This is a genomic window from Bradyrhizobium sp. Unk1, assembly GCF_059512345.1.
In genome coordinates this window covers 1-7,128 of sequence record NZ_JCAMOP010000103.1, presented here as the reverse complement: position 1 = coordinate 7,128, position 7,128 = coordinate 1, and the positions used below count along the sequence as shown (strand labels likewise).

Annotated in this window: 8 protein-coding genes and 3 pseudogenes; 6 read left to right on the top strand and 5 right to left on the bottom strand. The window is 58.8% G+C overall.

From position 1 onward, the window contains the following. The 4 genes and pseudogenes from AC5ZFO_RS46640 to AC5ZFO_RS46625 all read left to right on the top strand — a co-directional run. Positions 1–152, top strand: a pseudogene (locus tag AC5ZFO_RS46640) (IS30 family transposase); the annotation flags it as partial. Between the two features lie 326 nt (positions 153–478). Next, positions 479–742, top strand: a complete 264-nt coding sequence (locus tag AC5ZFO_RS46635) for a hypothetical protein (protein WP_496124087.1) — start codon at positions 479–481, stop codon at positions 740–742. A 14-nt stretch (positions 743–756) separates the two neighbouring features. Next, on the top strand, positions 757–1,320 hold the full coding sequence (locus AC5ZFO_RS46630) for a hypothetical protein (protein ID WP_496124086.1): 564 nt from the start codon (positions 757–759) through the stop codon (positions 1,318–1,320). 36 nt (positions 1,321–1,356) lie between these two features. After that, positions 1,357–1,551 (top strand): hypothetical protein, encoded by a 195-nt coding sequence (locus AC5ZFO_RS46625; RefSeq protein WP_496124085.1) that lies wholly within the window; start codon positions 1,357–1,359, stop codon positions 1,549–1,551. Positions 1,552–1,662: 111 nt separating this feature from the next. Here AC5ZFO_RS46625 and AC5ZFO_RS46620 read toward each other — a convergent pair whose 3' ends face one another. Together AC5ZFO_RS46620 and AC5ZFO_RS46615 are read right to left on the bottom strand one after the other, a co-directional pair. Next, positions 1,663–1,932 carry a hypothetical protein gene (locus AC5ZFO_RS46620; RefSeq protein WP_496124089.1) on the bottom strand — a complete coding sequence of 90 codons (270 nt, stop codon included), beginning with the start codon at positions 1,930–1,932 and terminating at the stop codon, positions 1,663–1,665. A 35-nt stretch (positions 1,933–1,967) separates the two neighbouring features. Then, a pseudogene (locus tag AC5ZFO_RS46615) lies at positions 1,968–2,218 on the bottom strand (transposase); the annotation flags it as partial. A 1,239-nt stretch (positions 2,219–3,457) separates the two neighbouring features. Here AC5ZFO_RS46615 and AC5ZFO_RS46610 point away from each other — a divergent pair. Beyond that, the gene (locus AC5ZFO_RS46610) at positions 3,458–3,619 is read left to right on the top strand and encodes a class IIb bacteriocin, lactobin A/cerein 7B family (protein ID WP_496124084.1); all 162 of its coding nucleotides are present in this window, start codon (positions 3,458–3,460) and stop codon (positions 3,617–3,619) included. A 1,005-nt stretch (positions 3,620–4,624) separates the two neighbouring features. On the opposite strand, the pseudogene AC5ZFO_RS46605 reads toward AC5ZFO_RS46610, so the two are convergent. From AC5ZFO_RS46605 to AC5ZFO_RS46595, 3 genes and pseudogenes are all read right to left on the bottom strand, one after another. Continuing rightward, a pseudogene (locus tag AC5ZFO_RS46605) lies at positions 4,625–5,049 on the bottom strand (IS21 family transposase); the annotation flags it as partial. A gap of 3 nt (positions 5,050–5,052) precedes the next feature. Further along, on the bottom strand, positions 5,053–5,196 hold the full coding sequence (locus tag AC5ZFO_RS46600; RefSeq protein ID WP_496124083.1) for a hypothetical protein: 144 nt from the start codon (positions 5,194–5,196) through the stop codon (positions 5,053–5,055). Between the two features lie 715 nt (positions 5,197–5,911). Then, on the bottom strand, positions 5,912–6,262 hold the full coding sequence (locus AC5ZFO_RS46595; protein WP_496124082.1) for a hypothetical protein: 351 nt from the start codon (positions 6,260–6,262) through the stop codon (positions 5,912–5,914). A gap of 406 nt (positions 6,263–6,668) precedes the next feature. Here AC5ZFO_RS46595 and AC5ZFO_RS46590 point away from each other — a divergent pair, with 406 nt between their 5' ends. Then, positions 6,669–7,028, top strand: a complete 360-nt coding sequence (locus AC5ZFO_RS46590) for a SidA/IucD/PvdA family monooxygenase (RefSeq protein ID WP_496124088.1) — start codon at positions 6,669–6,671, stop codon at positions 7,026–7,028. Positions 7,029–7,128 lie beyond the last annotated feature (100 nt).

The window sequence follows — 7,128 nt, the reverse complement described above, 5'->3', positions numbered from 1 at the left end:
CCGGCGATCATGATCAGTGAGCGCCCCGCTGAAGCGGCCGATCGAGCCGTGCCGGGACATTGGGAGGGAGACCTCATCCTCGGTCTTGGCAGCTCGGCGATCGGCACGTTGGTCGAACGCACGCGCGCTTCACAATGCTATTGCACCTTCCGGTTAGCGGGGCATGGCGACGCTCCGCGCAAGAAGAACGGACCTGCGCTTGCGGGACACGGGGAGGGTGCCTGCGTCTTCGACACGGCGGGAAAGCGCTACCATCGATGCATTGGCCCGGTCTTTGGAGTACGAGTCTTGGCTTCAGCGAGAAGCGGCTTATTGAAGCCGCGCATCGCCAGATGCAAGTCCTGCCATTCTATCATATCTTCGCATCACGATCGAATGGGCCTTGCATTGCTCGCGCCGAGAAGCTTGTGAAGATGTCTCCGGTGCCGATGAGTAAGTGTTCTTCACAAACTCCGGCTCGGAGCCGAACGATACGGTGTTGAAGCTGATCGCCTATCAATCGAAGGCATTAGGCCAGTCTCAGCGTAAGAAGGTCATCAGCCGGTTGCGTGGCCACCACGGCGTCACAATAGGTGCGGCAAGCCTGACGGGTTTTCGGACAACCACCGCCCTTTCGATCTGCCGCTGGCTAACATTCTGCATACGGGCTCCCCCCATTTTCTACGGCCGTGCGGGCGAACCGGAGGAGATCTTTGCGGCGCGTCGGGCCGATGAGCTCAAAGCATCCTTCTGGTCTGAATGAGGTGATTCGCGGCATTGGCCGGACCGGCAAAATGTTCGGTTTTCGAAACTTACAACATCGCGCCCAATGTGATCGGTCGTTTCGATGCAGCTCACGTCCAGCTGGCGATCATATTGAGTGACTACATGTTCGAACCCATTGCGGACGAGAGCAATAAGGTAGGACTGCTGGCCGTCCGCTTCACGCGTGGCGGGCACCCGGTCGGAGCCGCCATCGCGCGCGAAAACCTCAAATCCATCGAGGAGCGGAGCTTGATTTGCGAACGGTCGCCGCATCGGCGCCTGCATGCAGGAACAGCTGCGCATGCTTGTCGACCACCGCTCGTTGGCGAGGTTCGCCGCGTTGGAGTTATTGCGGCAATCGAGCTGGCGCTTGACGAGAACCGCAAAGTCGCCGCCGCTACTGCGGGCGACGGTTGCTGCACGACCATGAACTCGTCGCCGGGATCGCGGGCATGCTCCACGATCATAAGGATAGTCTGTCGCGAGCCTGACGAGCACCAGAGTTTTATTTTTATAGAGATGGGCTCTGCCCGCGTTGGCTTGGGGAGCCCTGCGCCAGGACCGCCAAGCGAATAGATGTGTATGCGAGATGCGCGTCGCTGGGCAAGCTTCATGGCGATGCGTCTGATTTCATGGATCGACCAGCGGATCATCAAGAACGATCCTTTGGTCGAGGTCGCGATCGTTTTTGGCCGGCGTGTTGGCCTGAGAACGGATGACGGCCATGATGGCAAAGGCAAGCATGGCGACCCAGCCGTACCAGGAGCTGCCTTCTTTGTCATCAAGTCCGAGTTCGTCCTTAGTTAGTTTCGAAGCTGTCCTTGCTGGCCCCAGCGACGGCCTTCATGCCAAGCGGCCGTCGGCAAATAATGCGGCGGATCAGAAAGCCTCGTCCATTCCCTCGCAAGGTCATCATAGTTATTCACTGCCGTCGAGATCGGCTAGCTCGACATGGGCCCAGTCGGGCCAGCGCGGACCTTTGGTGCCTTCGTCAGACGACAGGCGGCGCCTGGCCTGCTCGGGAAGATCCTGTGCAATCGCGGAGGCGCTGCCGCCGATAGGTGGCCCCTTGACCCAGGAATGGAACACGTGATTGAACGCAACACCCGGAACGTAACCTCCGCTTGCGTTGCGCCGCAGGGTTACCGCGCCATATACGCTGTCCGCCGCAGCCAACAAGAACGGCACCGTTGCTTGTCGCTTCGTTGCAAGGCCCACATCTCGACATGCGTTGCGTTCAGGCGAACGCGGTCGTTCGTCCATTCCTTCGGGAGGTAGAGCGCACGGTCGATGAAGGCATGACTGTGCCGCGATATTAGCCAGCTGAATACGCCAATCCGGCAATTGGTGATCTTGCCCGCCGAGCCAGTGTACTGACGTGCCACCCCGCACGACGCCTTGCCCTGCTTCAAAGGGCGGTCTCGTCGATCACCAAAACCGCGTCACAGCTGAGGGTTTCCACCGCGTGCTCACGTAAGAGCTTGTGTCCAGAACCCTTCGCACATTCTTCACGCGACGGCTCCGCTATGCATGTGTTTTGTGTAAGAGGCTTCATGTTCATGTAGCATCTCGCCGATCATGTCGCTCCGGCGATGTGACGAAGGCGAGCCGCAGCGAGGTTCAGATGGGACTGGCCATTGGGAAATGCACCGACGAGAAGGGGACGGTGGCGGATTTGCTTCATGATGTTGCTCGAGGGAGGTATTTGATCCGAATTGTCTGCCGATGATGTCCGGAAAGGCGTAGTAAGTCAGGATCTCATGGTCATTCTGCGCGATGAGATCGGCCGCCTTGCTCATCCTGGCGGTGCGCAGATCCTCGTCGATGGCTTGCGCCTTCCGTCGGCCGACTCACGAATCTCCTGGGCATGAATCGCCTTGAGCATGCCGCCAGCGCAGGGTACTCAAATCTCGTAGACCGCGCGAACATTACGTCGCATGTCAAAGTCATAGCATTCTCGTCGCAAACGCGACCCGATTTGTTGTTGGTGCGGCTCCACAGCGTAAGGCAGCTGCAATTGGCGATTGGCAGACAAATTCCGAGTGACCCAACCGGGCAAGAAAAGTAGATCCCAGAAAAGAAAGGCCGGCGCCATGCAGGCCCCATCATCTTGTCATAGCTTGCTGCGCCTGACTAAAAGGCCGAAGCGAGGCATTTCATTATGCTGTCGAACAGCGTTCTTTGACGTAGTTGGCACGGTCTTTGATAGCTGCTCCTCACACAGAAAGGAAGACAACAATGAAGACCGATATGTCAGTCTATGGCGTAACGGAACTAACTCCTCAAGAAGCATCTGCAACTTCGGGAGGTTGGTTTTGGACGATTGCGGCAGTGTTGGCGGGCCTAGCGGCATCCATCGCCGCTGGCGGCCTCTTGCCTAAATCTTGAGGCCAAGAAAGAGAATGTGGTCCGAGCTGTCGCGGGATGCTGCCGTGCCTGTGCGTTTTGGACCGCAACTCTAGAAGCGGGTCTTGGTCGTATGGAGCTGAGTCATCGAGCGCTCCTATAGCGGCACGTGTGGCTGCCAAGCTAGGCGCTGAGCGGGGCGCGTTCACTGACAGATGCAGATTGTCGGCCTGCTCTCAATTAGGCCGCGCTGAACGAGGCAGAATCGGGAGTCTAGCGTTCTCACTTCACAGTTGGCACAACTCTTGAGTCCCCCTTTGTGCCGATGCAAGAGCGGTCTACTCGGCATCACTGAAAGGAGAAAGAAATGAAGACAGATGTGTCAGCGTATGGTGTAACCGAACTATCGCCTGAGGAATCATCTTCGACTTCGGGAGGGTTTTGGCCGATTGTGGCAATAATTGCCGGAGTAGGAGCCATTATTGGTGTAGCTACAGGTGTTGGCGTAGTTATAGGTGTGCTCCGTTGAAGATGATAATTGGCACAACCTCTCGTGCGTCATAGGGAATGGTCGTGGCGCTGCGGCGAGCTTTACGACGCGCCGCAACGCAGGACCGCAACTGGAGGCGGGGAATGTTGCCATCCCCGCTCCTCACAGACCCGGACGAGCAAATTACCCGCATCCGGTTCTTCGCGCGTAAGCATCGCTCACGGGAGGATATATTGGTGGACGATCTTGGCTGTCGGTATCGGATGCCGCGCGAGCATGGCCGGGATTGGAGGGGCGTCCACGCCGTGCGCGTCACTGCCGGAGTGGGCATCCAATCTCACGCGAACAAGGCGGCGTCTGCTCGCGCTGCGGCAAAGCGCATTCCCGTGATTGGTAAGGCCACCGCATTCTGCTCGACAACTACTGCCCGCCCGGCGACCTCGAACGGCAGATCAGAGCCTTCTCGAACACTACGTGCGAAGAAAACCTTCGGCTTGGATGGAGGTTGAGATGGGATTGGACGGCAAAAAAGACGTCCGTTTGGACGGGGTCGGGGAACCGGCTGGAGGTCAAGGACCATCGGGTCGCCGCGTGCGTTCGGAAGCTGAGAGAGCTCGGATCGTGGCCGAGGATCTGTTACCGGTGCGGAGGTGTCCGAGGTGGCACGCAAGCATGGAGAAACGCGCTGGCAGATCTACGGTTGGCGCCGGCGTTTTCGATAACGATGCATGTTGGCGCCGAGCCAAACGTCGCAGCCGACATCCGCGTCGGTGATTGTGGAAGATGCGTTGGAGCAGCGTCAGGTTCTGGCGATTAAGCTTGAGATCGCGATCGGCCATGTCGTGGTACGGACAGATACGCCATAGATGGCGAGCAGCCGTCCCGGGTGATCCGAGCGGTGCGAGCGTCACGATGATCGCGCCGGGAGCTGATCTGAAGAGTTGCATCGCGAAGCCGGCGGTCAACTTCCGCTGCGGCCATGATAGGCTTGCTGCGAAGGTGCAGGAGATGCGTCGTCTCGACGCGTTGTTCCCGCGCGTCAGGCGCCAGATTACGAAAGGCTGCCGACAGGCTGTCGCTGCGAGGCGCCCGCGGGAAGCCACCGGGCGTCCATAGGGCGTTTTGCAAGCCTTCCGCCAGGGCAACGAAGCTTTCACCGCCGAGCACGACATGGCAAAGCCGGAGAACGCCAACCTGAAGTGATATTGATGCGCCGCTCCAGCGTGCGTCGGATGTTGGGGTTGAGGCCGGGATGCCGTCGACACAGTTCGTCCAGCACGCGGATGCCGGGCGCAGCCCTCAGGATCGGAACGATCTCGGCGGTCCCAGTAAGGCGCGAGCGGAGCGGATCGTCGCTGCCCCCTCTGCGCCTTCTTCTGCGATGGCGGACGCGTATCGTCCTCGATCCGTTACGCACTCGCTTTCGAGAACCCCGCCCTGGCCGCGGTGGCCTCGAGGGACAACGTCAGTCGTTAGGTCATGTACAGCCTCATCTGATGGCCGGTGATGTGGAGGCCAGGCAAGGCACTCTTGTCGAGACCAATCAACAGCTTGCGCCAGCCCCGCGCAGCCACCAGACGGGTCCAAAAACGCGCGACGCCAAAGAAGGTGGACACGACATTGCTGCCGTCGCTCTCACGTCTGCCACTACAATCTTTGCCGCACTCACGGATCACTCGCACGACACCTGCGAAGGCACTGGGCCATGCTGAGCTGCCCATGGAGTAGACCGCTTGGCTTGCGGACGCCTCCCTCTCTGTAGCGCCTGCGCTGCCACCGAGACGCCGCCGGAAGTTTATTAATTCATGTCGACGATCTGGTCCAGCCGTGCCCGGAACAGATCGGTAACCGTTGTCTTCCCTGCGACGCACCACAGGATCATGATCCGCAAAAGGGGGAACCACAAAATGAATTGCAGGGCTCGGGCTGCTCACCCCTGCAACTCAAATGCCTCCGCATCCGAAGAACAAATCCAGCTCAATCCGAGGCTTTTGTTCAGGGACGACGATTTAGTTGCTACAGCCGTCGGAGAAATAGACGATGGCCAGCGACCAATCCAACTATCGCTTTGACGAGTTCGGAAACCCGTGTTGCGGAGTTGCACAAACAGCTGCGTAGCGAGACTTCTCACCCTTGTAGTTGGCCAGCGCTTGGACCAACAACGGAGTAACGTACTGCTTCGTTTCGACGTCGATCGGCTCAGGGCCCGTCCAGGACTTCAGCGCCACCTCGGCCAACGCGATCGCGCGATCCCTGTTGCCGCTCTCTAAAAATACTGAGCGACCCACCCATAGGACAGGTACTTGAAGCCACCGGCCCGTTGTGGAGGATTCAGCGCCAGAATGTGTTCGGACAACTCTTTTCCAATCGCAGGGCGCTCGGCAGACGAGAAGTGGGAGTTGTCATTCGCCAGATTGAAGAGTTGGCGCAGCGCCCCTCCGTCCACAGCTCATGGTTTTTGTCGATCGCGTCGCGAGCGAATTGCCTCATAACCGGCAAGCCGGTCTGTAAGTTGCGTATTTTGTGAAGCAACAGATTCGCATGGAGCAGGCGGAAGTCAATGTGGTCCGGCATCGCAGTGACGGCCTCTTCGAGCGCCGAAAGCGCCTTCGCCCAATCTTCCGCCTTCATCGCTGGCGTAAGTTGCTCCATCACCGCTCGCTTGCGCGCCATTTCGCGCATTATGCGCTCGCTTTTGGTGATCCGCTCTAGGCTAATCTTCCATGCTCAGACCGGATCGACAGCGCCGCTCGTCACCGCACAACCGCAGAGAATTGCAAGCTCAGCAATGGCCTCCTGGCAGTCGACAATCGAGAAGCCGGCAGAGACGGTACATGTGGCATAGGCGTGTCCGGGCAGCTGGATTAGCACTAAGTTGCCCGCCTCGGCAGTTGCGCAATAGGATGTACTGCGGCGCGCCTTCTTTGATCGCTACGCCGTAAGCGTAAGCCAACCCGTCGTCGTTGGCGATCTCGTGTCTCGCATACTTTTAATTCATCGTGCGTGAGGTCAAGGGCCGCGGCAACTGCTTCGGCTTCCTCGCTGTCGTACTCATCTCAGTCTTGCCGCTCGCATATAGCCGACTGGACTGCGGTGTCTGTTCATTGACGATAAGCCGAGTTTTGCCTGGCACGCCGGAACGGCATTTCCGAACGCTAGGTTACAAGTGTCACATCTCAAAGACTGCGTGTCGCTCGTAGACTCAACTAGCGGGTTCTCATTTCTTAACTTTTCGCTCCAAATTGGGCGGCTGAACGCATTCGTCAATCGACGGTGCGGCGGGGTCTCTCTCAAGGAAACTATTTCGCTGGTGGTGATCGGGCCCTGGACCTCCTTCATGCGGTATGCGCCAGAGCTTCTGGACAAGGTTGAGGGGCGGCCGTATCCCGACGAACCGGGCGGCGAGCCAGCGGGATTTAGTTATACGTTTGATATCAATTCGTGTTAGCCGCCTACGATCTCCTGGCGGACGAGATCGTGTCCCTAAGCGTGGTGTAGCTGGCGGCGGGTCACCGCGTTCGCCGGCATGGGCCGGGCTGATCAGCTGG